Source organism: Arthrobacter horti, from assembly GCF_030731045.1.
GTDB lineage: Bacteria > Actinomycetota > Actinomycetes > Actinomycetales > Micrococcaceae > Arthrobacter_E > Arthrobacter_E nanjingensis.
The window spans coordinates 341,651-368,417 of the sequence record NZ_JAVALS010000002.1; the positions used below are offsets into that span (position 1 = coordinate 341,651).

Sequence of the window (26,767 nt, forward strand, 5' to 3'; positions counted from 1 at the left end):
TAGTTTAGTGGGATGCAGCGCCGCCCCGGGATCGCGTGGTCCTTCGCCCCCTACGTCCTCGCTTCGGTGATCCATGTCGCCGCGAACGCCCTGCACAGCCCGTGGGCGGTGCCCACCAAGGCGCTGCTCATGCCGCTGCTGGCGCTGCCGGTGCTGCTTTCGCTCAAGCGTCCGACAGGGCCGACGACGACGGCGGCCGCACGGCCGCCGCTGCCCGCGCTGCTTCTCGTTGCGCTGGCTTTCTCCTGGCTGGGGGATGAGGCGGGCCTGTTCTTCCCGTTCGCACCGGAACTTCCGCTCATGCTCGGTTTCTTCGGCATCGCGCACCTGGCGTACATCGCGTTGTTCTTGCTGCGCCTGAAAGTACGCCGGCTGCCGCTCTGGACGGTCGCCTACGCCGCCTGGTGGGTGGCGATGATCCTGGTTCTCGGGCCGCACACCGGTTCACTGCTCGCCGCCGTCGGGGCTTACGGCGTGGTGCTCGCAGGGACGGCCGCCACGTCGGCGCGCTGCGGCGCCGTCGTCGCCTGGGGCGGCGCATTCTTCCTCTGCAGTGACTCGATCCTGGCGTTCCGCCTGTTCCTGGCCGAGGCGATGCCGGACTGGACCGGCCCTGCCGTCATGGTGACGTACACGCTGGGGCAGGGCCTGATCGTGGCGGGTGCGGTCCGGGCGCTGCGCAGTGCGGGCGTCCTGACGCCTGGGTCAGCGGGTCGCGGACAGCGAACGGATGAGTTCCGGGACGTCGCCTAGCGATTCCGCGATCAGGTCCGCGCCCGCCGCTTTCAGGTCGGGCTCATCCGAGGACGTCAGGAGACCGATCACGGTTGCTCCGGCGGCCTTGCCCGCCTGCACGCCGCTCGGAGAGTCCTCGAGGATCAACGCCGCAGTGCTTGGCGGATTCATTGCTGCAGCCGCAGCGAGAAACACCGCTGGATCCGGTTTGGGCGCTCCGGCGTTGAAGGCACTGAAGATTTTGCCGTCAAAAGGATCAAGGAGGCCGGTCTTGTTCAGCTGGAGCCTGATCTTCGCCGGATCCGAGTTGGATGCACAGGCGATGCGCCCGCCGAAGTGATGGCGCGCGAACTCGACCACCCGGGCCGCGCCGGGGATCGGCGCCAATGATTCCTCGAGCGCCGCGTCCCTGCGCTCTGTGAAGGTCTGGACCCAGTCCCCGCTGACGGCTGTCCCGGTACGCCGGTGCACCAGCTCCAGAACGCCGGCCAGGGACGAGCCCATGAACGTCCCGATGCATTCCTCCAGCGACATGCTCCAGCCGAGGCGTTCGACCTCATCGCGCAGCACCGTGTTCACGATGGTCTCCGAGTCGACCAGCACGCCGTCACAGTCGAAGATCATGGCGTCTGGTACTGGATGAAGGGGCATGGCTCTCCTGTCTGGGGACACCGTCCAGAAGACCACGCCCACCGCTCGAGCATGAAATCCGGCGCGCATCTGACCTGTTCCTCCGCTGCTGACCCGCGCGTAAGCTGGCCGCATGACCACTTTCAAGCTCGACCACATCGGCGTGACCGTGCAGGATCTGGAGCAGGTGATCGCCTTCTTCGAGGCGCTCGGCTTCGAGGTGGAGGGCCGTGCCGAAGTCGGCGGACCGTGGGCTGACCGTGTCAACGGCTTGGACGGCACCCAGGTGGAGATGGCCATGGTCCGGCCGCCCGGCGGCGGTGCCGGGAAGCTCGAACTCACCAGGTTCATCGCCCCGCCCGCGGAAGGAAACCCGGCCGGCCTCCCCGTCAACGCGTACGGCTTCAGCCACGTCTGTTTCCAGGTCGACGACGTGCGGAGCGTCGTCTCCCGTGCCGAGGCGGCCGGCTACGGTCTGGTCCGCGAACTGGTCAACTACCAGGACGTCTACCTCCTGGCGTACATCAAGGGCCCGGAAGGTCTCCTGGTGGAGGTCGCCGAGGCACTGCAGCCACCCGGCCCCTCATCGACTGCTCCGTAGATGTCGTTCTGAGCGCCCAAAACGACATCTATGGAGGGCCCACGCCGGCGAGGGGCCCCGAGCGAGGAACGAGCTGGGGGAGCCGGTGGGGACAATCGATGCGCAAGGAAGAAAAAACTTCCTTGACAATAAATATTGTCGGTGACACGATGGAGCCATGAAGGACATCGAAGTCATCGAAGACCCTCGCATCGCCGAGGTTTCGCTGGACCCGATGCGCTCGCAGATCCTCGAATCCCTCGTGGAGCCGGCCTCGGCCTCCACGGTGGCCGGCAGGATCGGGGCGCCGCGCCAGAAGATCAACTACCACCTCAAGGCCCTGGAATCCGCCGGGCTGGTGCAGCTGGTGGAGGAGCGCCGCAAGGGGAACATGACCGAGCGGGTCATGCAGTCCAGTGCCGCCTCCTACCTCATCTCGCCCCTCGCGCTGGCGTCCATGGCGCCCAAGCCCGAGAAGTACTCGGACCGCTTCTCCGCCTTCTGGCTGCTCGCCCTCGCCGGGCGGCTCGTCACCGAGGTCGGGAAGCTCATCGTGGGGGCAGTCGCCGCCCGCAAGCCCCTGGCGACCTTCGCCATCGACGCCGAACTCAGCTTCGCCAGCGCCCGCGACCGTGCGGCGTTCGCGCAAGAGCTCTCCGCCGTCGTCGACTCTCTCGTGGAGAAGTATCACGACGCCGGCACGCCGGGCGCGCGCCGCCACCGCCTGGTGGTCGCGCTCCACCCTGAACTGAAAAACACCGCAGAACCCGCAGACAAGGACCAGGACCATGAGTGAGAACCGCGAATTCCGCATCGAATCCATCGGCGAGCTGGAAGCCACGCCTGAGCGCGTCTGGGAGGCCATCAACAACGCCACGCAGGCGTGGATGTTCCCCACGGATCAGTGGCCCGCCGAGTACCCCGTCAAGGAGTACCCCACCCACGTGATCTCCCGGATGGACGGCCCGGACGGCTGGTTCAACCAGCTGGAGAACACCATCGAGGCGCTGCCGGGCGGCCGTTCGCGCCTGCACTACGTCCACAGCGGCATCTTCACGGACGACTGGGAGGGCCAGTACGACGGCGCCTCCAAGCACACCGCCTTCTACCAGCACAATCTCGGCCAGTACCTCATCCACTTCGACGGCAAGCCCGTGGTCTTCACCGACGTCCAGGGCCCGGAGTCCTCCGGTGTGGCCGGTTCCTTCGACGCCCTCAAGCGGGCGTTCGGGATCGAGAGCACGACGGCGGGGGAGCGGGTCTCCGTGGACGTCGCCGGGGTGGGGGTTCTGGAGGGTGAGCTGGACTTCTCCAACCAGTGGTTCTTCGGCATCCGCACCGCGGACACGATGTATCGTTTCTTCGGCCGCGACGCCTTCGGCTCCGTGGTGGGCCTGACGGTGCACGACTTCTCCGGCTCCGGCGACTCCGACGCCACCGCCGCGGCGTGGAGCGCGTACTTCGAGGGTCTGTACGCCTGAAATCCATCGACCACTCATCGGTTGCTGAGATATCGTCCGTTAGAGCGCTCTAACGGACGATATCTCAGCAGTCGATGCGACTCAGGCGATCGCGACGGCGGGCGGCGCCGGGAGCCGGCTGCGCAGGCCCGGCGTGGCGAGCAGTTGCGCCTGGGCGTCCTTCAGTGCCAGGATGCCGCGCTCCAGCCGGTCCACGGGCTGGGTGAAGGGGAGGCGCAGGTGGCCGTCGAACGCGCCGCCGACGCCGAAGCGTGGGCCGGCGGCCACGCGCACGCCGCGCTGGGCGGCCAGGATGGTGAGGGCCGAGCTGCTGAGGGCGCTCGTTCCTTCGGATCCCCGCGGCAGCGTGCACCACAGTGACAGCCCGCCGCCCGGCGTATGGAAGTGCCATTCCGGCAGGTGCTGCCGGAGCATCGAGGCCAGTGCGTCCCGCTGCTCCTTCAGCTCCACCAGGCGCTCCGGAAGCCCAGCCAGATCGTGCTGGACGATGTACCGGCCCGCGAGCTGTTCCGCCACCGGCCCGCCCAGATCCAAGGACGTCCGAGTTTGCGTCATCCGCCGGATGTTGTCCGCGGAGGACCGGGCCCAGCCGATCCGCAGCCCTCCCCAATGGGTCTTGCTGAGTGAGCCGATGGTGATCACACTGGGCGAGAACGACCCCAGATGGGCCGGCGCCGCGGCGTCGAAGTCGAGGGCTCGGAGCGTCTCATCGGCGATCAGCACCGTCCCGGCCGCTGCCGCCGCCCGGGCCATCCGGCGTCGCTGGCCTTCCGGCATGAGCAGGCCGGTGGGGTTCTGGAAGTCCGGAATCAGATACGCCATGGCCGGACGGTGCCGCGCGAGCGTCGCCTCGAACGCCTCCGGATCCCAGCCTCCGGCCCGGGGGAACGCTAGCGGGACGGGCGTGCAGCCGCGGGCCGTGACCGCGTCGAAGGCGTGCGGGTAACTGGGGTGCTCCAGGACCACTTTCCGTCCGGGCTGGGCGAAGGTGGCCAGGGCCAGGACCATCGCCTGCTGGGCGCCCGCCGTCACCATGACCTGGTCCATCGTGGTCGGCAGGCCCTCTGCGGTGAAGCGAGCGGCGATGGCCTCTCGCAGCTCGGGCAGGCCGTAGGAGTCGTAGCCGAAGCCGGGAAGGAGTGCGGGCAGCTCGCTCAGGGCGGCGGTGTAGGCGCGGTGCACCGCTTCGCCATTTGCCGGCAAAGCCGCGTACGCGAAGTCCACCACGTCCTCCGGCACGCGCAGCCCCGGGGCGTAGTCCTGACGTGGGGCCAGCGGGTCCGGGACGCCGGCGCGGCTGGGGATGCAGCTGCGCGCCCGGGTGCCCTGGCCCGCGGAGAGGAACCCGTCCTGGCGGAGTTCGTTGTACGCGCCGGTCACGGTGGTTCGGCTGACGCCTAGCGTCAGCGCCAGCGTGCGCTCGCTCGGCAGCGGGGTGTCCAGTGGCAGGCGGCCGTCCAGGATCAGCAGGCGGACGACGTCGGCCAGCTCGCGGTAGGCGGGGGCGGCGCCGAGGCGCCACTGACCGAGGAGGCGGCTGAAGGCGGTGCCGGACGTGGCCTGTGTCATGATGCCAGTATTTCAAAGTGGCTATGTTTTTCATAGCCACTTTTCTGGGATGGTGGAGCCATGATGTTCCGCAGAATCACTCAGCTCGCCGTCGGTCTGGCCCTGTACGGCTTCTCCATCGCCGTCTTCATCCGTGCCGGGCTGGGCACCTCCCCGTGGGACATCCTGCATCAGGGAGTGGCCCGGCTGACGGGGGTGACCCCGGGCGTGGTGATCATCGTGCTGAGTTTCCTGCTGCTGCTGGTCTGGATCCCGCTGCGGCAGAAGCCGGGCTGGGGGACGCTCGCCAATGCGATCGTGGTGGGTCTGTTCGTGGATCTGTCCCTGCCGGTGGTCCCGCGTGCCGACGGACTCGTGTGGCAGATCGTGTTCCTGCTGGCGGCACTGGTGCTGAACGCCGCGGCCACCGCCTGCTACATCAGCCCGAACTTCGGCCCGGGAGCCCGCGACGGTCTCATGACGGGCCTGTCCCGCCGCACCGGCTGGTCACTGCGGCTGTGCCGCACGCTCATCGAGGTGACCGTGGCCGCCATCGGCTGGGCCCTGGGTGGTGTGCTCGGGGTCGGCACCGTGGCGTACGCGCTGTGCATCGGGCCGCTGGTCCAGTGGATCATGCCGTTGTTCGCGATCAAGGGGATCACGAAACTGAAGAATGCACCCGTGAACGAGGTGGCGAAGGCTGACGCTTAAACCAACGACTGCTCCGTAGGTGTCGTTCTGGGGGCTCAGAACGACACCTACGGAGCAGTCGGTGTGGAGGCTATTCCGGTTCCTTGGCGTCGCCGGCATCCTCCGTCTCGACGGCAGGTTCCGTCTCAGCGTCGGCCGCGCCGTCGTCGTCCGCGTCCTTCGCTTCCGCATCGACGACGGCGGGCAGCGGCTCGTGCTTATTGCGCTTCAGCGAGATGATCAGGCCGGCCAGGCCGCCCAGGAAGCAGAGCATGGACACCCAGGTGTTCACGCGCAGGCCCAGGATCAGGTTGGCGTAGTCGGAGCGCATGAGCTCGACGACGAAGCGGCCGGCCGTGTAGATCATGACGTAGAGCGAGAACTCCACGCCGCGGGCCAGGCGGAAGCGGCGGCCCAGCAGCAGGATCAGGATGCCGCCGATGGTGCACCAGAGGGCCTCGTAGAGGAAGGTCGGCTGGAAGTAGCCGAGGATGACTGCCTGGCCGTTCGCGTCCAGGACGGCGCGGCCGGTGGCCGGGTCCATGTTGTGGATGGTCAGGCCCCAGGGGAGCGTGGTGGGGTCGCCGTAAAGCTCGTTGTTGAACCAGTTGCCCACGCGGCCCATGGCCTGGGCGAAGAGCAGCCCGGGGGCCACAGCGTCCGCGAACGAGCCCAGGCTCACCCCGATGCGGCGGCAGCCGATCCACGCACCGAGGCCGCCGAGGGCCACCGCGCCCCAGATACCCAGTCCGCCGTCCCAGATGGCGAAGGCCTTCCACGGGTCCTTGCCGGGCAGGAAGTACAGCTCCGGGTCCGTGATGACGTGGTAGATGCGCCCGCCCACGATGCCGAACGGCACGGCCCACAGCGCCACATCCAGCACCTTGCCGCTCTCCACCCCGCGCTTGACCCAGCGGCGGTCGGTCAGCCAGACGGCCAGGACGATGCCGCTGAGGATGCACAGCGCATAGAAGTGGATCGACAGCGGACCCAGCATGAAGGCGCTGATCGTGGGGGACGGGAGATAGCTGGGCAGCACGTGGGAGCTCTTTCGTTCCGCGGAAATTGCGTGCCGGTCTCAGAGAACACCCGGCGCCTTGCATGCTATCTGATGGAACTGCCGGAAGGCTCGGTCTCCAGGGCGTCCACGGCGTTCCGTCTTGAAGAATTCCGCCCGCAATGATGGGTGGCCTGCGGAAATCCGCCGGCCACCCATCAGACCCGGCGCCTCAGTGGCCCCGGCTGATCCAGTCCTGCAGCTGCGGCGCCTCGGCTCCCACGGTGGTGGAATCGCCGTGGCCGGTGTTGACCACGGTCTCCGCCGGCAAGGTCAGCAGACGCTCCCGGATGGAGCCGATGATGGTGGGGAAGTCGCTGTAGGAACGGCCCGTGGCGCCGGGTCCGCCGGAGAACAGCGTGTCCCCGGTGAACACGGTGCCCAGCTCCGCGGCGTGGAAACTGATTGAACCGGGGGAGTGGCCCGGGGTGTGCAGCGCCACCAGCTCCGTGCCCGCCACCTCGAAGACCTGCCCGTCCGTGATCTCCGCGTCCGGCGTGGTTCCCGGGTAGACAGCCTCCCAGAGCATCTGGTCCGCCGGGTTCAGGTGGACCGGGGCGTTCACCAGGGACGCGAACTCGCGGGCGTGACGGATGTGGTCGTCATGCCCGTGGGTGAGCAGTACGCCGCGTACCGCACGGCCGCCCACGGCCTCGGCGATCCGCGCGGCGTCGTGCGCCGGGTCGATGATCAGCACCTCGGCGTCGTCGCCCACGATCCAGACGTTGTTGTCCACGTCCCAGGTGCCGCCGTCCAGCGAGAAGGTGCCGGAGGTGACCAGCTGTTCGATGCGGGCGGTCACAGCTCCACCACCGAACGCAGGACCTCGCCGCGGTGCATCTTCTCGAATGCGGCCTCCACGTCGCCCAGGCCGATGCGCTCCGTCACGAAGGCGTCCAGCGGCAAGCGGCCCAGGCGGTACTGGTCCACGAGCATGGGGAAGTCGCGGCTCGGCAGGCAGTCGCCGTACCAGGAGGACTTCAGGGAACCACCACGACCGAACACGTCCAGCAGCGGCAGCTCCAGGGTCATCTCCGGCGTGGGCACACCGACCAGGACCACGCGTCCGGCCAGGTCACGGGCGTAGAAGGCCTGCTTGTAGGTCTCCGGGCGGCCCACGGCGTCGATCACGACGTCGGCGCCGAAGCCTCCTGTCAGGGCACGGATGGCCTCCACGACGTCTTCGGGACCGGACACCACGCCGTGGGTGGCGCCCAGCGTCTTGGCGAGCTCCACCTTGGCGGGATCCCGGTCGACGGCGATGATCGTCGTGGCGCCCGCGAGCTTCGCGCCGGCGATCGCGGCATTGCCCACACCGCCGCAGCCGATCACGGCCACGGACTCGCCGCGCTTGACCTCACCGGTGTTCATGGCGGCGCCGATGCCCGCCATGATGCCGCAGCCGAGGAGACCGACGGCGGCGGGGTCCACGTCGTCGTCGATCACGGTGCACTGTCCGGCGGCCACCAGGGTCTTCTCCGCGAACGAACCGATGCCGAGGGCCGGGGACAGCGGGGTACCGTCCTTCAGGGTCATCTTCTGCGTGGCGTTGTGCGTGGCGAAGCAGTATTGCGGCTGGCCCTTGGCACAGGCCCGGCAGTTGCCGCACACGGCACGCCAGTTGAGGATCACGCGGTCGCCGACCTTGAGGTCCGTCACGTCCGGCCCGACGGCGGACACCACGGCCGTGGACTCGTGACCCAGGAGATAGGGGTAGTCGTCGCCGATGCCGCCGAGCTTGTAGTGCAGGTCCGTGTGGCAGACGCCGCAGCTCAGGACGTCCACCAGGGCCTCACCGGGCCCGGGGTCCGGAACCAGGATGGTCTCGAGGGTTGCGGGCTCGCCCTTCGCCTTGACGACGACGGCCTGGACTTCGTGGACGGCAGTGGCCATGGATGTACCTCCAGTGTTGTGGTTGCTCACATGTCACGGTATCGGCTGGCAGCGCGTGCAGAAGTAGACCACGCGCTCCTTCCCCGAGTTCTCCTCGCCGAGGGACTCCTGCCGGATGGGCGTGCGGCAGCGCAGGCAGGGCTGGCGGGCCCGCCCGTAGACGAAGAACTCCGGCCATCGCCCGCCCGCGGCCGGACGGCCCGGCGGCGCGGGTGGGGTGGTCTGCCGCCGGGGGTTGTCCCGATTCAGGTCCAGGAGACGGTGCGCCTCGCGGACGACGCCGGCCGCGTCCAGGCGGGCGGGCGGGGCACCCGGTGCGGCCACGGGCGCCGCCGGGTGCAGGCCGGCCAGGAAGCACAGCTCGTTGCGGTAGATGTTCCCCACGCCCGCCATGATCCGCTGATCCAGCAACGCCAGCCCGAGTGGCCGGGCCGGATCGGACCGGAGGTTCGCCTCCGCCGTCGCAGGGTCCCAGTCCTCGCCGAGCAGATCGGGCCCCAGGTGACCCACCACCGCGTCCTCCTCCCGGGTCCGGACGACCTCCAAGACGCCGAGGGAGAACCCGACCGCACTTCCTTCCGCCACCGTGAGCACGCAGCGTGCCGTGTGACCGGGCCGATGCCAGCGTTCACCCGGGCGGTACAGCTGCCACTGGCCTTCCATCTTCAGATGGGAATGGATGGTGAGCCCTTCACGGGCCGTGCCTGCCGGTGCCCCGAGCCGGTGCAGCAGATGCTTGCCGCGGGCTCTGACCTCCAGCGTCCTCCAGCCGCGCAGGTCCAACGTTGCGAAGCGGGGCACCCGGAAGTCGGAACCGGTCAGGGGCTTTCCCGCCAGGAAACCGTGCAGGAGGGAGGCCTGCTGCCAGAGGGAATCGCCTTCAGGCACGGATGCGCACCCCCCTCGGTGTCGAGTACGCCCCCGCGTCCAGGAGGGCGGCAGCGAGCGGCGTGTTCAGGAGTTCCCCACCGTTGACCTTCTCCATGGCCAGCCGGTCCACGGCGCCCTTTCTGACAGTGGTCACCAGGGACACGGCGGCCTCAGCCAGGAGGGCCGGATCGTCGGTGAAGGCCAGCAGAGTCTTGCCGCCCCGCTCCACATACAGGACCAGGCGCCCGTCCACCAGGACCACCAACGCCCCTGCCTTGCGGCCGGGCCGGTGCCCGCCGGCCGCGCCGTCCAGCGCAGGCCACCCGAGAGCTGCGCCGTACGGGTTGGCGGGATCCGTCGCGGCGAGGGTCACCGTGCTGTGCACCCGCTCCTCCGGCGTCAGGATCGAACCGTCCTCCGCGAAGGAGCGCAGCCTGTCCACAGTCGCCGGGACGGAGAACTGCGCGGCGCCGAGCTTCTCGATGAAGTAGCCGCGCCGGGTCTTCCCGCCCTCCTCCAGCTTGCTGAGGACCTTGTACAGCAGGGCGAAGCCTCCCGGCACCTGCTCCGCCATGACGGAACCGCGGGTCAGGACGCCGTAACGGTCCAAAAGGAGCTCGGCCAGGGCGTGGGCCCGGACAGTGGGGTCCAGGGAAGGCGTCATGACGGCGGACCAGCGGCCCGCGCCGAGGGGTGGGACGGCGGAGAACGCGGGGTCCGTGCTGCCGGAGAGGCCCGCGCCAGGGAATCCGCCGTAGCCGGACCCGCCGTAACCGGAGCCACCCAGCCTCGGCCGCCGCATCGACCGCGCCCGCGACGGGCGCGGCGCCTGCTTGTGGGCCGTCCCGCCGCCGCTCAGCAGCGAACGGATGGGTGCGAAGGTGTCTCCCGTGACCCGGCCCGCCCAGACCAGGCCCCACAGTTCCGCCACCATCTCATCGTCCGTGAGGACGGAATCCATGCCCCCTGCGCTCTCCTTGAGCGGCCGGAAGAAGTACGCGCCCCCGGCCGCCAGCAGTTCCAGGATGCGTTCCTGGGCGGCAGTCGGAGCGAAGTCTTCCGGCGGTGCGACCGTGAGCGCCGCGGACTCGGTCAGGTGCAGGCTGAGCCAGCCGTCGTTGCCCGGCAGGGAGCCGGTGCCCGTCCACAGCATTTCGCCCGTGGACAGGAGTTCGTCCAGCAGGGCGGGGGAGTAGTCGCCGACCCGGGACGGCAGCACCAGCGTCTCCCAGGCCGAGGCCGGCACGGGAACCCCGGCCAGCTGGTCCACCACCGTCAGCACGCCGTCCAGGCCCTTGAGCTGCGCCGGGCTGCGGGACGTGCCGACGTTCTGCCACACCGGCAGGAAACGGCCGAACGCGGACGGGTCCACCGGTTCGACCTCGGCCCGGAGTGCCGCGAGCGAGCGGCGTCGCAGCCGGCGCAGCACCTCGGCGTCGCACCACTCCTGACCGCTCACCAGGCCGGTGACCGGTGTGTCCGCGGAGGCGACTTCGGTCGGATGCGGCCGGAACTCGCCCTCCACCACGCGGCCGTCCGCGGCCCGCCGTTTCAGGACGGAGAGGACGACGGCGGTGCCGAGCCCCAGGCGGGACGACACCTCCGCCGTCGTGAACGGGGCGTGGGTGCGTGCGTAGCGTGCCACCAGGTCACCGAGCGGATCGGCGACGGGCTCCAGGAAGGCGAGCGGGACGCCCATGGGCAGGGGCACACCCAGGCCGTCCCGCAGACGGGCGGCATCCTCCACCGCGGCATACCGCTCCGTACCCTGAAGATTCAGCCGAAGCGCCCTGCCCACGTCCACCAGCTCCGTGGCGTGGGCCGGAGCGTTGTCCGGGTCCTCCAGTCGTGCCGCGATCTCCTTCACTGTGAGCGGCCCCAGGAGGCGCAGCAGGTCCGCGGCGCCTTCCACGCCCCGGAGCCGCCGGTCCGGGGCCAGGCGTTGCAGCTCCAGCTCGGTCTGCTCCACGACCTCCGGGTCCAGGAGTTCGCGCAGTTCCACCCGGCCCAGCAGCTCATTGAGCAGGCTGGCGTCCAGAGACAGTGCGGCGGCGCGGCGTTCGGCCAGGGGCGAGTCGCCTTCGTAGAGGAACTGTGCGGCATAGCCGAACAGGAGGCTCCGGGCGAACGGCGACGGCTGCTTGGTGGTGGTCTCGGAGACCTGGATCTCGCGGCGCTGGATCCGCCCGGCCACGTCTTGGAGCGCCGGAAGATCGTAGACGTCCTGCAGGCACTCCCGCACGGTCTCCAGCACAATGGGGAACTGTGGATACTTCTTGGCCACGTCCAGCAGCTGAGCGGCCCGCTGCCGCTGCTGCCAGAGCGGCTGCCGCTTCCCGGGCGTTTGCCGGGGGAGCAGCAGGGCGCGCGCGGCGCACTCCCGGAAGCGGGAGGCGAACAGGGCGCTGCCGCCCACCTCCTCCGTGACGATCCGCTCCAGCTCATCCGGTTCGAAGAGGAACAGCTCGGCCCCTGGCGGTTCGTCCTCCATGAGGGGGACGCGCAGCACGATCCCGTCGTCTGCGGCCATGACGGAACCGTCCAGGCCGTAGCGCTCCTGGAGCCGGCGGCCCACGGCCAGGGCCCAGGGCGAATGCACGGGCATGCCGAAGGGGCTGTGCAGGACCACGCGCCAGTCACCCAGCTCGTCATGGAAGCGCTCCACCAGCAGGGCTTTGTCGTTTGGGACCACCGTGGTGGACTGCTGCTGCTCCTTCAGGTACGCCACCAGATTCCCGGCGGCGAAGGGGTCCAGGCCGATGCCTTCGCAGCGTGCCACGGCCGCGGCCTGGTCCGCGCCGGAGACCTCCCGGACGAATTCGCCCAGCGCCTGGCCGAGCTCCAGTGGCCGGCCCAGGGAGTCGCCTTTCCAGAACGGCAGCTTGCCCGGCTGCCCGAAGGCCGGGGTGACCAGGACCCGGTCGAAGGTGATGTCCTCGATCCGCCAGCTTGTGGCGCCGAGCGCGAACACGTCGCCCACCCGGGATTCGTAGACCATCTCCTCATCCAGCTCGCCCACGCGTTTGCTGGACTTGGAGTCCTCCTCACCCACCAGGTAGACGCCGAAGAGGCCCCGGTCCGGGATGGTGCCGCCGGAGACCACAGCCAGGCGTTGTGCCCCGGGCCGGCCCTCGAAGGTCCCGGCGTTCCGGTCCCAGACGATCCGGGGTCGCAGCTCGGAGAACTCATCGCTCGGGTAGCGGCCGGCCAGCAGGTCCAGCGTGGCGTTGAAGGCTGAGCGGGGGAGGCTTGCGAAGGGTGCGGAGCGTCGCACCACAGTGAACCACTCCTCCACGTCCACCGGGCCCAGTGCGGACGCGGCCACGGTTTGCTGGGCCAGGATGTCCAAGGGATTCTGCGGGACGCTGAGCTTCTCGATCCGGCCCGCGGTCATCCGCTCCACCGTGACGGCCGTGTGGACCAGGTCCGCCCGGTGCTTGGGGAACAGCACGCCCTGGCTGACCTCGCCCACCTGGTGCCCGGCACGCCCCACGCGCTGCAGGGCGCTTGCCACGGACGGCGGGGATTCCACCTGGATCACCAGGTCCACGGCTCCCATGTCGATGCCGAGTTCCAGGCTGGACGTCGCCACCACGCAGCGCAGGCGGCCGGACTTCAGGTCGTCCTCGATCTGTGCCCGCTGCTCCTTGGACACGGAGCCGTGGTGGGCGCGGGCCAGGACCGGCTCGGCGCCGGAGCTCTGACCGGCCTGCGCCATCATGTGAGCGGGCGTCGCGGTGGAGGCGGGGGCACCGCCCTGCAAGCGCCCGACGACGCCCGCCACGGCTTCGGCGGCAGGCCGCGGAAGGTGCATGTCCGCGCTGTCCGGGACGTCGTCGTCGTTCGTTTCCGCCCAGACGTCCGCCAACTGCCGCTCCGCGTAGATCTCGTTCAGCCGCGCCGTGAGGCGCTCTGCCAGACGCCGCGAGTTCGCGAAGACGATGGTGGAGCGCCGGGCCAGGACGTGGTCCACGATCTTCTCCTCCACATGCGGCCAGATGGAGGCCTGCGGCTGGAGGCCCGAGGCAGGGCCGAGATCGTGGGCGGCGGCGGCCGCGGGGAGGTCTGACATGTCCTCCACTGGAACCGTCACCGTCAGTTCCCAGGTCTTGGAAGCGGGCGGGGCCACGATGGTGACGGGGGATTCCCCGCCCAGGAACTGCGCCACGAGCTCGCGGGGTTCCACCGTGGCGGAGAGCCCGATCCGCTGGGCCGGCTTCTCCAGCAGGGCGTCCAGCCGTTCCAGGGAGACGGCCAGGTGGGCGCCGCGCTTGGTCCCGGCCACGGCGTGGACTTCGTCCAGGATCACGGTGTCGATGCTCTTGAGGGTGTCCCGGGCGCTCGAGGTGAGCATGAGGAACAGCGATTCGGGCGTGGTGATGAGGATGTCCGGCGGGTGGGTCAGGAGCCTTCGGCGCTCGTTGGCCGGGGTGTCGCCCGAGCGGACGCCCACACTCACCGTGGGTGCCGGCAAGCCGAGCCCCTTGGCCGTCTGCGTGATGCCGATGAGCGGGGCGCGGAGGTTGCGTTCCACGTCCACACCCAGGGCCTTCAGTGGTGAGATGTAGAGGACCCGGGTCCGCGGCCTGTCCTTCGCTGTGGACGCGGGTGCCGGCAGCTCCGGGATGTCCAGAGTCCCGTCGTCGCTGCCGGGCCGGTGCGTCAGCTTGTCCAGGGCCCAGAGGAAGGCCGCCAGCGTCTTGCCGGAGCCCGTGGGTGCGACCACCAGGGCATGGCTGCCCTGGGAGATGGCATGCCAGGCCTCCTCCTGTACCCGGGTGGGCGCGGCGAACGCGCCGGAGAACCACTGGCGGGTGGCGCGGCCGAAGCGCTGCAGGACGTCGGCCTGGCCCGTGAGCGGTTCATTCACCATGGGACCATCTTGCCGCACGGCCCTGACAGGAATTCGCGGCGGAGACTTCGCTCAGGCTCCGGCCACGAAAGCCTGGATGGTCAGGAGGTTCACGGCGGCATTCGAGCAGCCGTCCTCGCTGACCGGGATGGTCAGCGCATTCGAGTTCCCCGGCGCGTAGACGCGGTACAGGGTCGCGGCGACGGGCGTGCAGTCGGGGTGGAGCCCGGCCTGGCTGTAGCGCAGGATCGCCCCCGCGGAGGCGCCGGGTGCCAGGGTGATGGCGGGTCCGGCGGCGCCCTGGGTCTGGGACTGCGCGCCGATCGCCGGACCGCCCGCCGTCGCGGCGAGCTCGACCGTGGCGAATCCGTTGAGGACACAGTCCGCCGCCCCGGTGTTCTTCAGGCGCAGCGTGCCGTAGACACTGCCGGCCGCACCGCCGCCGCTGGTGTCCAGCGAGGCCGACAGCGACGCCGTCGAGCACGCCGTCGGGGGAGCGGGGGTGGCCGTGGTGGCCGGAGGGGACATGGTCTCCGAGGCGCTCGGGGTGACCGATGGCGTCGCGGAGGACTCGCTCGGCGTCGGGCTGGGGGAGGTGGTGGCCGACGGCGCGGGTGAACCGCAGGCGGCCACACCCAGCAGGAGCACCGCGGCGGCGGTGCCCAAAGGGACGGTTCGCGATGTCAGGAACTTCCTCCGTGTGCTCATGGCACCAAGACTAAGCCCGGGCCGGGCATCTGGAGAGCGCTTGGATCCAGTGGTGTCCGAGTCGTGACCATAGGCTGAGCTCGCTACTGCGGGTCTGACCTCGCTGCCGGAGACAGCGAGGTCAGACGGTGTGCAGCGAGCTCAGCCGGCGGAGCGGCGGACCCGCATCAGCGCGACGCCGCCCAGCACCAGGCCGGCCACACCGGCTCCCAGGCCCACCCAGGAGCGGGCCGCGTCTCCGCTGTCCGCGGTGGATGACGCCGGGGCGGCGGCTTCCGGAGTGGCTGCGCCGTGCTCAGAGGCGGCCACGGCCTGGGTGACCGTGAAGGACGGGGCGGGGCTCTTGACGGACTCCTCGTCCGCGCCGGGGGCCGGAATCTGGTCCCAATTGGTCGATCCCGTGGTGCACTCCTGCAGCGTGGGGAAGTACAGGGTCTTGCCGGCCGTGTCCGGAACCTGGACGGAGAGGACCATGGTGTCCCGCTGGTGCGGGTCCAGCGGCGTCTTGGCCGTGTACACGATCGCCTTGGTGCGCTCGGTGATGGAGTTGCCGGTCTCCAGCTTCTTCGGTGCCGGGAGCTTCTCCGTGACCTTGGAGATGGTCCAGTTCGGGTTGACGGTCGGCGTGGCGTCGTCCAGTTCCTGGGGGAGGGTGATGGTCATCTTCGTGGTCGGCTGTCCCGCGCAGCCGTGCGGCACGCTGAAGGTGAGCAGGGCGTACTGCTTCGCCGAGGTGACGTCGGGGCTGACCTCGACGTGGGCGCTCGCGGCCGCGGCTCCCACCAGGAGAAGCGCTCCAGCGCCGGCGACGGACAGGGTGGACTTGAGGATGCGTGACATGGTGGCCTTTCAAAGCGCGCTCAGGGCGCGCGGAAGTATATGAAGTCCGGCGCATATGCCGGGAGTGGAATGCGTACGGTCGTCAGGGAACGACGACGGCGCACGGCGGCCCACGGAGCCTGTCCCGGCGGAGGGTGCGCCACGGAAGCCGTGGCAGCGGGAGCTGATGGGGAGCCTCGGGCGCCCGGAAGTGGGCGGGGACCAGGACCAGGAGCATCCGGAAGAGGGGGCGAAGCCAGGCGGCGAGGGCCCACAAGGCCGCCTCGCCCTGGGCCAGCAGGAGCGCCATCAGCGCGGTGGCGACGGCGTGTGCCAGGAGCATCGCGCCGCTGTGCCCGGCTGCGTCATGCGCGGCCATGCCGCTCGAAAGATGCTGAAGCGTGCCCACCAAGGCTGCGCCGCCGTCGTGCTGGTGCAGGCCCGCGCCGGGGATCTCCACCGGTGTGGCGCTGAGAGCGCCGAACGCCTCGTGCAGGCCGAGCTGCCCGAGGCCCAGGACGGCCGTCATCGCCGGGAGCCGGAGACGGAACCGGGTGACCAGGACGGAGGCGAGGAGGACCAGTGCCAGAAGGGCCGCCAGGATCGGTGGTGCGGGCAGCGAGCCGCCGGCGAATGAGTGGGCCCCGATCGCCAGGGCGACCATGGCGAGGGCCAGGAGGACTGCTCGAAGCGGATGGAAGGGTGCCCGGCGGAATGCCGAGGAGAGGCCTGGGCGCTGAAGCAGCACGATCCCCTCCTGGCAGTGCGGACACGGGTGGACGGGCACGGGGCGCCGCGTCAACCGTCCCAGTCTACGGGGTGGCCGGGCGCTTGCGGTCCTCCAGGATCCGGGCCAGCCGGTGCTGCAGCCCGTGCAACAGTGCGTCCAGGCCCAGTTCGAAGGCCTGATCGGCCGCGGTGCCGGCGTAGGCCGAAGGACCGGGGGTGCCCAGGAAGTCCCGGCGAGCATCGAGGGCGCGGGCGAAGGACGGGACTTCGGGTGTGAAATCGCCGGGGTCGAAGATGTCCGCGGGCGCCACGGCGTCCAGGGCGGAGCCCAGAATGAAGTTCTCCAGGGACACGATGGCACTCACGGCCAGCTCTTCTGGCCAGCCCTCGGCCAGGAAGCCCCTGGTGACGGCCTCGTACATGGTCAGCGTCGGATTGGCGCCTGTGACCGGGGTGGTGGCGAAGAGGGCGATGACGTGCGGGTGTGCGGCGAACGCCGTGCGGTAGGAGCGCGCCCAGAGGCGGGTGGCGTCCGGCCAGGAGAGGCGGCTGAAGCCGGAGCTGTCCACGGAGGCGGTGATGAGTTCGCGCATGGAGCTCAGGACCTGGTTCTTGTTGCCCACGTGGTGGTAGAGCGCCGGTGTCTTCACCCCCAGTTCCTGCGCCAGGGCGGCCATGGTGAAGTCGTCCGGCCCGGTGCGTTTGAGCACGTCGAAGGCCGTTCGGATGATGAGTCCGCGGTCCAGGACGCTCCTCGTCGGCCGCCCGGCCTTGCGCGGTACGGCTGCATTCATGGCTGACCCTTCTTGCGTGTTGTGCACGTCACAGGATACTGTGATCCAGATTTATTTAATGGCATTAAATATATGGAGTTGAGATGGTCCTGACAGTCTTCCACGGTGGCACGATCTCCACTGGTGTCCCGGGAACCGCCCCGGCCGCTGCCCTCGCCGTGCAGGACGGCCGTATCGTTGCGATCGGCGAGGACGCGGAGGCATTGCTGGAACGCGCCGAGGAGGCGGTGGACCTGCAGGGCGCCTTCCTGGGCCCGTCGTTCGCGGACGGCCATGCCCATCCGCTGTTCGGCGGCATGGAAGGCCTCGGCCCGCAGATCCGCCGTTGCGCCTCCGTCGAGGAGATCGTCGCGGAGGTCGCCCGTTACGCGGCGGCCCACCCGGAGCAGGAGTGGATCGTCGGCGCCAGCTATGACGCCACCCTCGCCGAGGGAGGCCTGTTCGACGCCGCCTGGCTGGACGCCGTGGTGCCGGACCGCCCCGTGATGCTCAAGGCGTGGGACTATCACACGGTCTGGGTGAACTCGGCCGCCCTGCGGGCCGCGGGGATCGACGCGGACACGCCGGACCCGGACCGTGGGCGGATCATCCGCCGGGCCGACGGCACGCCCCTGGGCACCCTCCAGGAGTACGGCGCTCTGGAACTGGTGGAGAACGCCGCACCGGGATACTCCCTTGAACGGAGGATCTCCGCGCTGGAAGACGCCACCCGGACGATGGCGGCCTCTGGCCTCACCTGGGCGCAGGATGCCTGGGTGATGCTGGAGCATGTGGACGTGTACCTCGAGGCCGCCCGTCAGGGACGCCTGAACACCCGTCTCAACCTGGCCTTCCTGGCCGAGCCCGGCCGCTGGCAGGACAGCCTGGCGACCTTCACCACCGTACGGGAACAGGTGAACGCGCTCGGCGGCGACCTCCTCACCGCCAACACCGTCAAGTTCTTCGCGGACGGCATCATCGAAAGCCACACCGCATGCATGCTCAGCCCCTACACCGATGCCCCGGAGGACAAGGGCCTGCCCAATTGGGAGCAGAACGAACTGAACGACGCGCTCGCCGCCGTCGATGCCCTCGGTTTCCAGGCCCATATCCACGCGATCGGCGACGGCGCCATCCGCATGGCACTGGACGGTGTCGAGGAGACCGGCCGCCGCAACGGTCCCCGGGACCGCCGCCCGGTGCTGGCGCATCTGCAGGTGATCGACCCGCTGGACGTCCCGCGCTTCGCGGAGCTCGGCGTGGTGGCCAACTTCGAGCCGCTCTGGGCCCGTGAGGACGACGTCATGAACCTCCTGACCGTCCCGCGCCTGGGCGGCCCGCGCTCCGAACTCCAGTACCCCATCGGAAGCCTCATCGAGCGGGGCGTGCACGTCTCCTTCGGCAGCGACTGGCCGGTCACGTGCCACGAACCGGTGCCCGGACTCGCGACGGCGGTGACCCGCCAGACGCCCGACCACCTGCCCGCCGGCGGATGGCTGCCCGCCGAGCGCATCGACGTCGACGCCGCCCTGACCGCCTACACCGCCGGCGTCGCCTATCAGGCGTTCGCGGAGGGTGAGTGGGGCGCGCTGCGGCCCGGCATGAGTGCAGATCTGGTGCAGCTCTCCCACGACCCACGCGCGGTCCCCACCCAGGAACTGCAGGACCTCCGGGTGCTCGGCACCTGGCTCGCCGGGCGGCGCACCCATGCCGCCCTTCTCCCCACCACGCGCTGAGCGCCACCGAACGAAAGATCCTCCCCATGACCCCCACCCCCACGGAACCGGGAACCCAGGCGCTCGGCGCCGACACCCGGCCCCGCCAACTCCGCCGTGTCCTGGGCCTGTCCGCCCTGGTCATGTTCGGCCTGAGCTACATGGCCCCCGTCACCGTCTTCACCACCTTCGGCACGGTCACCCAGATCACGGACGGCCACCTGGCCGCCGCCTATGTGGTGGCCCTGGTCACCATGTTCTTCACGGCCCTGAGCTATGCCCGCATCTCCGGCGTCATCCCGGCCGCGGGCAGCGCGTATTCCTACACCACGCAGACGTTCGGCGGGCACCTCGGCTTCGTCACCGGCTGGACGCTCATGCTGGATTACCTGTTCCTGCCGATGATCAACTTCCTGCTGGTGGGCCTCTACATGAACTCCGCGTTCCCTGCCATCCCGGCGTGGGTCTTCGCGCTGGTCAGCATCGTGCTGGTGCTGGCGTTCATCGCGATGGGTGTGAAGTTCGTGGGCAAGTTCAGCGGCGTGATCGTGGCGATGGCCGTGGTGATCATCGTGGTGTTCATCGCCCTGGCCGCCAACTACGTCACCGGCCATCCGGCACCGAATGTCATGGCGCCGTTCGAGTTCGGCTCCGGCGGCGTGAGCCCCATCTTCGCCGGCGCGGCCGTGCTGGCCTTGTCCTTCCTGGGCTTCGATGCGGTGTCCACGCTCTCCGAGGATGCCCGGGACGCGCAGCGGAACATCCCCCGCGCCATCGTCATCACCACCATCCTGGGCGGCGTCATCTTCATCGCCGTGGCCTGGGCCGGCGGGCTGGTGTTCCCGGACTGGCATGCCTTCCAGTCGCTGGACACCTCCGGCATCGAGCTGATCGAACGCGTGGGCGGCCCCGTGCTCAGCGCCATCTTCATCGCGGTGTTCGTGGCCGGCTGCATCGGCTCGGCCATGACCAGCCAGGTCAGCGTCAGCCGCATCATCTACGCCATGGGCCGCGACGGCCTGCTGCCCCGCCCGTTCGGCAAGCTCCACCCGCGCTTCGGCACGCCCGTCGTCGCGGCCGTGACGGTGTCGGTGGTGTCCCTGCTGGCCCTGGTGCTGACGCTGGACATCGCCGCGACCATGATCAGCTTCGGAGCCCTCTTCGCGTTCTCCATGGTCAACCTGTCCGTGGTGAAGCACTTCATCTGGGACCAGAAGAAGCGTGGCGCGGGCGCCTGGTTCAACTACCTGGTGCTGCCGCTCGTCGGTTTCGGGCTGACCATCTGGCTGTGGACCTCGCTGGCGGCCACCTCCTTCACGGTGGGCATCTGCTGGATGGCCGTGGGCGTCATCTTCCTGGCCGTGCGCACCAAGGGCTTCCGCAAGGCGCCGCCCAAGCTCAGCTTCGACTGAGCAGGTGAGACGACGACGGCGGTGGGCCGGGAATGATTCCCGGCCCACCGCCGTCGTGGTTCAGACGCTCAGGCGTCCCAGGGCCAACCGGCCGACAGCCCCCGCTCCAGGAGCGGGATCAGATCGAAGCCGGCGTCCGAGAGGCCGCCGAAGGTGTACCGGTTGGGCCCTTCCGGAGCGTGGCCGTGGCGGTATCCCGCCAGGTTCCACGTGAAGGCCGGCACATTCTCCGGGACGGTCCCGGAGAACACGTCCGTCGTGCCCTGCCAACCGGCCTGCTCATCGGTGATCACGATGACACGGTTGTGCCCGCGATAGTGCCGCTCCACGGCCTTCCGCGTCTCCGTGCCGCCCAGGGACTCGCTCTGGTCGGCGAGGCGCAGCAGTGACGTGCCGCGACGGAACGGGATCTTCCGCGAGTCCGTGCCGAAGGCCACCAGGTCGGCGCGTTCGGCCTTCAGTGCCAGTGCGGCGCCGAACATGTTCGCGGCGTCCACGCGGAGCAGCTCGCCCCGCGCCGACAGGCGCGACCACATCGACCCCGAACGGTCCACCAGTACCAGGGTCCGTCCCGGAAGTTCCGGGATATTCCCCAGGGTCAGGTTCGCGGCGTTCTCCAGTGCGCCCGCGTACTCCAGGGGAGCGTTGCGGAACGCGGAAAGGAAACGGATCGGGTACATCCGCGAGCGTGCCACCTCGGCCGGGTCGGAGAGCCGGCTCTTGATGGCCTTCACCGTCTTCCGCGAGACACCCGCCTCGTGGATACGGCGCAGGTTCATCAGAAGCGCCTGATACCCCATGCCGGGGATCAGGGACTCCCAGACGGCGGAGTCCAGACGCCCGAGCGCACCGGCCAGCGCCTCGTGACCCAGACCGGCCGCGGCCAGACGGACCGGGGCATCCGGACCCAGGGCGAAGCTCCGCTGAGCACCGGCGTCCAGTCCGAGGAACTCCTGCCGCGCCGCAACGACCGGCAGCAGGCCCAGGGACTCGACCGGACGCCCATAGGAGTGAGCCAGGATCGCGCCGAAGAGCGCGGCCCGGTGCTCATCGGCCGGATGCGGATGGACGATGTTCACCACATCGGCCAGGCTCATCCCGCCGCGCTCGCCCTTGCCGCGCCACTTCAGCCAGGAACGCTCGGAGAGAGTCCGCTCCAGGGCGTCCGAAAGGCCTCGCTTGACGGGAGCGGGGGTGGTCCGGCCGAAGGTGCCGCGCCAGTAGGCGAGGAACTCGGCAGGCTCATCGGCGCGCAGAATCGCCGCGGAGACAAGGGCGCGGTTCAGCCCGACGACGCCGGCGTCCAGCCGCGCGTGTACGGCCTCGGCCGCGATGGCCAGGGGGATGGAGCGCAGCTTCGCCGTGACGCGCAGCCAGGCGACGAAGCCCAGCACCCAGGGACCGTCCTGGACCGCCACGGCGGCGATCAAGGGGCGGATGCGGGCCATGAGATCGGTGGACGACTCGTAGAAGGTGTCCTCGTTGAGGGAGGAGACCGCTGCCAGGAAGAGTTCGCTCTTCGGGTGGCGTCCGTAACCGGGGGCGCCTTCGTAGGTGGCGCCGGAGAGTCCAGTGGAGGTGACCGGGCCGAGCCCCGTGGTGCGGAGCGTAGTGGTGTTGTGACGTGCCATCAGTGGCCTCCTTTCAGAGGTGATCGGGGTGTCTTTTGTGGGGAGGGAAGGCCGCCGGGAGAAGGGAAGCGGTCAGGCACAACGTGCTCTGCCGATTGAGCTACGGGCCGGTGGCCCGGTGGGACTCGAACCCACAACCTCGCCAGTGAGAGTGGAGTAGCCTGCCCTGTCGCATCCCGGCGACCCGTGGGAAACAGGGGGTCGAACCCTGCCGTCCGGAGAGGACGGATGCCCCGGTGGCATCGTTTCCCGGGTTGAGAGAACCGGCCAGAGCCGGCGATGACTGGAGTTCATCCGTGAACTTCCGGGCGCGGGGCGCGCGGGCGGGAGTCGAACCCGCCTGCCAGTTCCGAAGTAGCCGGACCATTCGCATCTCAACGAAGGGACCTTGAGGCCCCGGGCGGCCGCGAGGAGAAGGAGAGTGGACTGGTGAGGTTTCCGGGGCCTCGCCGCGGGGCGGTGAGGATCCGGGCGGGGCTCGAACCCGCGCGCCTCCCTGCCAGAAGTATCCAGTCCGATCGCATCCTGCGGCCCGTGGAGACCGGGGGAATCGAACCCCCGGGGCGGTGACGCCCCGTCACCGCTGACGTGGTCTCCCAGGCCTGCCCGGACGGTGTTTCCAGGCAGGGTGAATCAATTCAGCCGGAATTCCGGTGAATCATTGAATGGGAAATGAAGATATCAAAAATCGGCCGCATCGGGTGCGGAAAAAGGCATGGGGGAGTGCGGAATCAACAAAATGAATTCCAGGTGCTGATCTTGTGATCAGGGCTCGGAGTGGAACTTGATTCTCGTCCGCCTGGGCGGGCGGTCCGGGTACGAAAAAAGCCGCCCCGGCGATCACGCTGGAACGGCTTGCGGGCAGACTCTGTCTACCGCAGTCGATTCCGGCGTTGCCTGCGCTTACCGCGCTGGGACTCTTGTTCGAAGTCACCCTGCAGGGCATCGAGTTCGATGGTGATGGCGCTGTTCATGATGTTCACGGCGCTTCCTCCTGTCGAATGCCGCTGGTGTGGTGGACGAATTGAGAGTATCAGAATTCTCCGAGAGAGATCAATATGTCTTGGGAAATCATTCTGAATTCATGGTCGTCGGCACCGTGCGCCGTGAAGATGAGGTGTCCGCTTCGGAGGATATGATGCCGGTGCATCACTTACAGGCCGGTTCGCCGGCCAGATCACTTGGGGAAATCCTGCGTTTCATGAAATGGCGGCGTGCCGTCGGCGCCGCCCTGACGTCACGTGGAACTGCCCGTCCTGGGCGTCCATCAAGGGGAACGCCCCGAGCCGCATCTACCACCTGCCGGGCCAGCGCTACTACTCGCGCACGACGCCGGAGATCTGCTTCGCCACGGAGGCCGCCGCCCAGCGCGGGCGTGCAAGCGGGGGCTTGCCCGGCCGATCGGGAATGCTCGCCGATCGTGGGGAGGCGGCTGTCGAATGTCTCATGTACGGCCGTGGCGCGCCCTGTCTTGAAATCGAGTCATGACGCCGCCTTGTGCAACCTTGTATGAAAATCGATACGGCGCGCTAAAATGGCTTCTCTGGTATCGAAATCAATACACGTGGAGGTGTCATGGAAGCAATCGAGCGCCTCGGAGCCCAGATCAGGAGCCGGCGCCAGGAACTGGAGCTGACTCAGACTCACGTCGCTGACCGCCTGGGGATCTCCCGTTCTCAGCTCAGCCGGTTGGAATCGGGGCGGTCGGTCACGCTGCACACTCTCTTCGACGTGGCATTCGATCTCGGCCTGGACATCATTGCGGTGCCGCGAGGTTCCCGAGCGTCCAATGACGTGCGTGCTGCGTTTCCTGACCTGATGCCGTCGCCCGGAGAAGAGCACGCATGACCGACCGCTTGAAGGTTCTGCTCAATGGTGAGCATGTGGCCGACCTGGTCAGCGCGGGTCCGGGGTGGGGCGCCAGTCTCACGTATACGTCTGCGGCCGTCGAGAAATACGGACCGGGGGCAAGCCTGTTGTCCACGGCCCTTCCCGTTCGCCGGGAGTCTTTCCCGTGGTTCGAATGCTGCTATTTTCTCGAGGGATGCCTCCCAGAGGACGGAGTCCGGAAAGCTCTCGCGGACCTGGCGCGTGTTCCTGAGGATGACACCTTCGCCCTCCTGGCGGTCTACGGGCTTGACTGTGCGGGGGCGGTTTCTTTCGTCGCTGAAGGCGTCGACGAGGAAAGGGCGCGCGGCGTCCGCTGGCTGAACGACGAGGAGCTTCAAGACGCTCTCGATGGCCTCCCCGTAGCGCCGTTCGGGGTCGACCTGGACAGGGGGGTCCGGGTCAGCCTTGGTGGGCTCCAGGGCAAACTGGTCGCCGTGCGTGGCGGTCAGGGATTCGGCACGCCGATCGGGATGACCCCTTCAACGCACATCCTGAAGCCGGCCCCGTACTTGCCCTCGGGCCGGGGGGAACGCTGGCCGGGGATCTCCTGGCTGGAGCACTTCGCCATGACCGTGGTGCGGCGAGCGAGCGTCAAGGGAGACTTGGTGCTCTCGGCTCCGAATACCGAGGTGATCAGCGTAGGCCGGCGAGACGTACTGGTCGTTGAACGTTTCGACAGACGAGTCGCAGACAGTGGGGCGGTCCGGATCCACCAGGAGGACTTCTGTCAGGCGCTCCGCATCAGGGAGAAGTACCAGCAGTCGGCGCATGACGGCCCATTTCTGGCCGACGTCGCGCGGGTGCTCAGGAGCAAAGCGGACCGCAGGGAACTCGAAGCTCTCCTTGAGCGCGTCGTATTCTCTGTCATTCTCGGAGATGGCGATATGCATGCCAGAAACCTCTCCCTGGTGCTGGAAGGAGGCAGCATCAAGCTCTCGCCCGCCTATGACATCGTCCCGACGGTCCAGGCCGGTGGCGACACTCGCCTGGCGCTGAGGGTGGGCGGTGAGGAGGAACTCGAAGATGTGACACGGGCCCATGTCCTGGACGAGGCCAAGTCCTGGGGGATTCGCGCCCGGCCGGCGGCGGCCACCCTGGACCGGGTCCTCGACGCGGCCGAGGCGGTGATCGGGGAGGCCGCCGAGGAAATGGACCACCCCAAGGTTGGGCTGGCTGTCCGATGGACCCAGGCCAAGATCGCGGCCCTGCGGACGCAGGGATATGGGGCGTGAGTATGCGAAAGGGCCCCTGCTTCCACGGAAGCAGGGGCCCTTTCACTTGGCGGTGACGGTGGGATTTGAACCCACGTTGGCTGTTACACCAAACAACATTTCGAGTGTTGCACCTTCGGCCGCTCGGACACGTCACCAACGGTTGACCACTTTACCGTAGCCGGACAGTCCCGCCCAAACGCGAGGCCTGCCGCCCGCTCGCACAGCCCTCCGCCGTCGTGCACATGTGGCCGGACGGGCCTGGACATCAGGGCCGGGAGCGGAAGAATGAAGGCATGACCAGCGACGTTCCCTCGCCCGACGATCTCACTCCGGAGCTCCTGGCCGCCTGGTCCTGGCATTGTCAGGGGCTGGACGGGTCGGCAGAGGGGCTTGCCGCGGAGGACGTCTACTCCCGGTACGGCTGGGCCCGGTCGGTCGGCGGTGGGAATCCGTACCTCACGCTCTTCAGCCGCGCCGGTCTGGGCCGGGAAGCCGCAGACCGGGCACTGGCTGAACTTCGCATCCACGAACTCCCCTCCGCCCGCGGGTGCGCGTACGTGCTGGGCCGCGACCACTTCGCTTTTGTCCTTCAGGCAGGCCGTGAGAGCGGCCAGGCCGAGGTCCGCGTCCTGGAGAAGCTCGGCGTCGATCCGGCCGAGGTGGACGCCCTCGCCGAGGACGTCGTGACGGTCCTGGACGGCTGCGACGGCCCCCTGGACCCGGCCGGTCTGCGCGACGTCCTGGGGGACAAGGTGCGCAGCATGGGGGAGGAGGGCCGGAAGAAGGGCGTCTCCACCACCCTCCCCACCGCCCTGGGACTGCTGCAGCGCGACGGCCGCATCCGCCGTGTGCCCCCGAGCGGCCGCCTGGATCAGCAGCGCTTCGGCTACACCACCTGGGATCTGCCGCCCAGCGGACTGGACGATGAGCAGGCCCGTGCCGAACTCCTGCGGCTGTACCTGTCCTGGACGGGAGGCGCGGGCATCAAGGAGATCCAGTGGTTCACCGGCTTTACGGTCGCCCAGAGCAAAAAGGCGATCGCCGCCGTCGGCGCTGTTGAATGTACGACGGCGGAGGGCGCCCAGCGCTGGATGCTGCCGTCCGACGTCGAGCGGCTGGGCTCTTTCCGCCCGGGCGGCACGCCTCAACTCAGGCTGCTGGCCAGCAGCGACGCACTCGTGCTGCTCCGCCGGAACGCCGCCGAACTGATCGCGGACCCGGTGGTCGCGGATGACGTGCTGAACGGTGGATCGGCCCTCTCCGCGGACCTCGAGGATCACATCGTGGTGGACCGGGGCCAGATCATCGGGCTGTGGCACTACGACCCGGACGCTGGGAAGATCGCCGCCTGGCTGTTCCCGGACCTGGAGGAACCCCAGGAACGGGCCGCCCGGGAGGAGATCGTCCGCGTAGGGGAGTGGATCGCCCAGGACCTCGGTGACTTCCGCAGCAACAGCCTGGACTCACCCAAGGGCCGCCGCAAGCGGATCGATCACCTGAACGGGCTGGCGGGTCTCGGTGCCTGACGGGAACTCTGCTT

23 protein-coding genes and 1 tRNA gene are annotated in these 26,767 nt (G+C 69.0%); 11 read left to right on the top strand and 13 right to left on the bottom strand.

Going from position 1 to position 26,767, the window contains the following annotated elements:
* Nucleotides 1-12: 12 nt before the first annotated feature.
* Nucleotides 13-753, top strand: a complete 741-nt coding sequence (locus tag Q9R02_RS05425; protein WP_305995635.1) for a lysoplasmalogenase family protein — start codon at nucleotides 13-15, stop codon at nucleotides 751-753.
* Here the strand turns inward: Q9R02_RS05425 and Q9R02_RS05430 are convergent.
* Complete coding sequence (locus Q9R02_RS05430; RefSeq protein ID WP_305995636.1) at nucleotides 706-1,428, bottom strand: HAD family hydrolase; 723 nt, start codon at nucleotides 1,426-1,428, stop codon at nucleotides 706-708. The genes Q9R02_RS05425 and Q9R02_RS05430 overlap by 48 nt on opposite strands.
* A gap of 70 nt (nucleotides 1,429-1,498) precedes the next feature.
* On the opposite strand from Q9R02_RS05430, the gene Q9R02_RS05435 reads away from it, so the two are divergent.
* The 3 genes from Q9R02_RS05435 to Q9R02_RS05445 all read left to right on the top strand — a co-directional run bounded on the left by Q9R02_RS05435 (nucleotide 1,499) and on the right by Q9R02_RS05445 (nucleotide 3,426).
* Nucleotides 1,499-1,966 carry a VOC family protein gene (locus Q9R02_RS05435; RefSeq protein WP_305995637.1) on the top strand — a complete coding sequence of 156 codons (468 nt, stop codon included), beginning with the start codon at nucleotides 1,499-1,501 and terminating at the stop codon, nucleotides 1,964-1,966.
* 157 nt (nucleotides 1,967-2,123) lie between these two features.
* Nucleotides 2,124-2,741, top strand: a complete 618-nt coding sequence (locus Q9R02_RS05440) for an ArsR/SmtB family transcription factor (protein WP_305995638.1) — start codon at nucleotides 2,124-2,126, stop codon at nucleotides 2,739-2,741.
* Nucleotides 2,734-3,426 carry an SRPBCC domain-containing protein gene (locus tag Q9R02_RS05445; protein WP_305995639.1) on the top strand — a complete coding sequence of 231 codons (693 nt, stop codon included), beginning with the start codon at nucleotides 2,734-2,736 and terminating at the stop codon, nucleotides 3,424-3,426. The genes Q9R02_RS05440 and Q9R02_RS05445 overlap by 8 nt, the downstream gene beginning before the upstream one ends.
* Before the next feature lie 81 nt (nucleotides 3,427-3,507).
* Here the strand turns inward: Q9R02_RS05445 and yczR are convergent, their stop codons facing one another.
* Nucleotides 3,508-4,995, bottom strand: coding sequence for a MocR-like transcription factor YczR (gene yczR, locus Q9R02_RS05450; RefSeq protein ID WP_305995640.1), 1,488 nt, complete (start codon nucleotides 4,993-4,995; stop codon nucleotides 3,508-3,510).
* A 60-nt stretch (nucleotides 4,996-5,055) separates the two neighbouring features.
* Between yczR and yczE the strand changes: the two genes are divergently transcribed.
* Nucleotides 5,056-5,685 carry a membrane protein YczE gene (yczE, locus tag Q9R02_RS05455; RefSeq protein ID WP_305995641.1) on the top strand — a complete coding sequence of 210 codons (630 nt, stop codon included), beginning with the start codon at nucleotides 5,056-5,058 and terminating at the stop codon, nucleotides 5,683-5,685.
* Between the two features lie 70 nt (nucleotides 5,686-5,755).
* Here the strand turns inward: yczE and lgt are convergent, their stop codons facing one another.
* The 9 genes from lgt to Q9R02_RS05500 all read right to left on the bottom strand — a co-directional run bounded on the left by lgt (nucleotide 5,756) and on the right by Q9R02_RS05500 (nucleotide 17,386).
* Nucleotides 5,756-6,703 (bottom strand): prolipoprotein diacylglyceryl transferase, encoded by a 948-nt coding sequence (gene lgt / locus Q9R02_RS05460; RefSeq protein ID WP_305995642.1) that lies wholly within the window; start codon nucleotides 6,701-6,703, stop codon nucleotides 5,756-5,758.
* 190 nt (nucleotides 6,704-6,893) lie between these two features.
* The gene (locus tag Q9R02_RS05465; protein WP_305995643.1) at nucleotides 6,894-7,523 is read right to left on the bottom strand and encodes an MBL fold metallo-hydrolase; all 630 of its coding nucleotides are present in this window, start codon (nucleotides 7,521-7,523) and stop codon (nucleotides 6,894-6,896) included.
* The gene (locus tag Q9R02_RS05470) at nucleotides 7,520-8,614 is read right to left on the bottom strand and encodes an S-(hydroxymethyl)mycothiol dehydrogenase (RefSeq protein ID WP_305995644.1); all 1,095 of its coding nucleotides are present in this window, start codon (nucleotides 8,612-8,614) and stop codon (nucleotides 7,520-7,522) included. Before Q9R02_RS05470 ends, Q9R02_RS05465 begins: the two co-directional genes overlap by 4 nt.
* Nucleotides 8,615-8,647: 33 nt before the next feature.
* A complete protein-coding gene (locus Q9R02_RS05475) occupies nucleotides 8,648-9,502 on the bottom strand; it encodes a DNA-formamidopyrimidine glycosylase family protein (RefSeq protein ID WP_305995645.1) in 855 nt (284 codons plus the stop codon).
* Nucleotides 9,495-14,357, bottom strand: a complete 4,863-nt coding sequence (locus Q9R02_RS05480; protein WP_305995646.1) for an ATP-dependent helicase — start codon at nucleotides 14,355-14,357, stop codon at nucleotides 9,495-9,497. Before Q9R02_RS05480 ends, Q9R02_RS05475 begins: the two co-directional genes overlap by 8 nt.
* Before the next feature lie 51 nt (nucleotides 14,358-14,408).
* Entirely contained in the window at nucleotides 14,409-15,044 is a 636-nt protein-coding gene (locus tag Q9R02_RS05485; protein WP_305995647.1) for a DUF4232 domain-containing protein, read from the bottom strand.
* A gap of 141 nt (nucleotides 15,045-15,185) precedes the next feature.
* Nucleotides 15,186-15,884: a YcnI family copper-binding membrane protein gene (locus Q9R02_RS05490; protein ID WP_305995648.1), complete on the bottom strand. Its 699-nt coding sequence runs from the start codon at nucleotides 15,882-15,884 to the stop codon at nucleotides 15,186-15,188.
* An 82-nt stretch (nucleotides 15,885-15,966) separates the two neighbouring features.
* On the bottom strand, nucleotides 15,967-16,611 hold the full coding sequence (locus tag Q9R02_RS05495) for a hypothetical protein (RefSeq protein ID WP_305995649.1): 645 nt from the start codon (nucleotides 16,609-16,611) through the stop codon (nucleotides 15,967-15,969).
* Between the two features lie 64 nt (nucleotides 16,612-16,675).
* Entirely contained in the window at nucleotides 16,676-17,386 is a 711-nt protein-coding gene (locus Q9R02_RS05500) for a TetR/AcrR family transcriptional regulator C-terminal domain-containing protein (RefSeq protein ID WP_305995650.1), read from the bottom strand.
* A gap of 83 nt (nucleotides 17,387-17,469) precedes the next feature.
* Here Q9R02_RS05500 and Q9R02_RS05505 point away from each other — a divergent pair, with 83 nt between their 5' ends.
* Both Q9R02_RS05505 and Q9R02_RS05510 read left to right on the top strand, forming a co-directional pair.
* Entirely contained in the window at nucleotides 17,470-19,101 is a 1,632-nt protein-coding gene (locus Q9R02_RS05505; protein WP_305995651.1) for an amidohydrolase, read from the top strand.
* 26 nt (nucleotides 19,102-19,127) lie between these two features.
* Entirely contained in the window at nucleotides 19,128-20,492 is a 1,365-nt protein-coding gene (locus Q9R02_RS05510; RefSeq protein WP_305995652.1) for an APC family permease, read from the top strand.
* 68 nt (nucleotides 20,493-20,560) lie between these two features.
* On the opposite strand, the gene Q9R02_RS05515 is transcribed toward Q9R02_RS05510, so the two are convergent.
* Nucleotides 20,561-22,123: a TROVE domain-containing protein gene (locus Q9R02_RS05515; protein WP_305995653.1), complete on the bottom strand. Its 1,563-nt coding sequence runs from the start codon at nucleotides 22,121-22,123 to the stop codon at nucleotides 20,561-20,563.
* 1,206 nt (nucleotides 22,124-23,329) lie between these two features.
* Between Q9R02_RS05515 and Q9R02_RS16540 the strand changes: the two genes are divergently transcribed.
* From Q9R02_RS16540 to Q9R02_RS05525, 3 genes are all read left to right on the top strand, one after another.
* Nucleotides 23,330-23,611: a sunset domain-containing protein gene (locus Q9R02_RS16540; RefSeq protein ID WP_437124365.1), complete on the top strand. Its 282-nt coding sequence runs from the start codon at nucleotides 23,330-23,332 to the stop codon at nucleotides 23,609-23,611.
* An 87-nt stretch (nucleotides 23,612-23,698) separates the two neighbouring features.
* Nucleotides 23,699-23,971: a helix-turn-helix domain-containing protein gene (locus Q9R02_RS05520; protein ID WP_305995654.1), complete on the top strand. Its 273-nt coding sequence runs from the start codon at nucleotides 23,699-23,701 to the stop codon at nucleotides 23,969-23,971.
* Nucleotides 23,968-25,245, top strand: a complete 1,278-nt coding sequence (locus Q9R02_RS05525) for a type II toxin-antitoxin system HipA family toxin (protein WP_305995655.1) — start codon at nucleotides 23,968-23,970, stop codon at nucleotides 25,243-25,245. The genes Q9R02_RS05520 and Q9R02_RS05525 overlap by 4 nt, the downstream gene beginning before the upstream one ends.
* A 47-nt stretch (nucleotides 25,246-25,292) precedes the next feature.
* Here Q9R02_RS05525 and Q9R02_RS05530 read toward each other — a convergent pair.
* Nucleotides 25,293-25,382 (bottom strand) — tRNA-Ser (locus tag Q9R02_RS05530).
* A 138-nt stretch (nucleotides 25,383-25,520) separates the two neighbouring features.
* Between Q9R02_RS05530 and Q9R02_RS05535 the strand changes: the two genes are divergently transcribed.
* A complete protein-coding gene (locus Q9R02_RS05535) occupies nucleotides 25,521-26,753 on the top strand; it encodes a DNA glycosylase AlkZ-like family protein (RefSeq protein WP_305995656.1) in 1,233 nt (410 codons plus the stop codon).
* Nucleotides 26,754-26,767 lie beyond the last annotated feature (14 nt).